Raw genomic sequence first — 302 nt, forward strand, 5'->3', positions numbered from 1 at the left:
GCTTGAGAGTCAGATAACCGGCTACGTGTTGGATATGCGTAGCGAGTTGAGCCAAGAACGAGAATTCGGAGCGTTGCTCTTCATCCTTCATCTCAGGAGCATCCGCAAACTCAAGAACGTCGCGCATGGTAGGGGGACGCATAACGAGTTCAGGCACGTCTGCAAACGAGTATATCGAGGCATCTGGAACAGTCTCAAGCTCGTTGATCGTCATCGTGGTGTTCTTGATGATCTGCGAAAGCTTCAGCGAATCCTCGGGGAGCGCTAGACGCGCAATCTCGTCACGTTGCTCTTGTGTGATC

At 52.3% G+C, this 302-nt stretch carries 1 protein-coding gene; it reads right to left on the reverse strand.

Annotated elements, in window-relative coordinates; all coding sequences use genetic code 11:
• Positions 1 to 302 (reverse strand): hypothetical protein (locus tag AC1RPJ_RS08060; RefSeq protein ID WP_481762890.1); only part of this gene is annotated, 302 nt, incomplete at both ends.

Source organism: Dellaglioa sp. CoH-57-MRSF-17 (assembly GCF_056782015.1).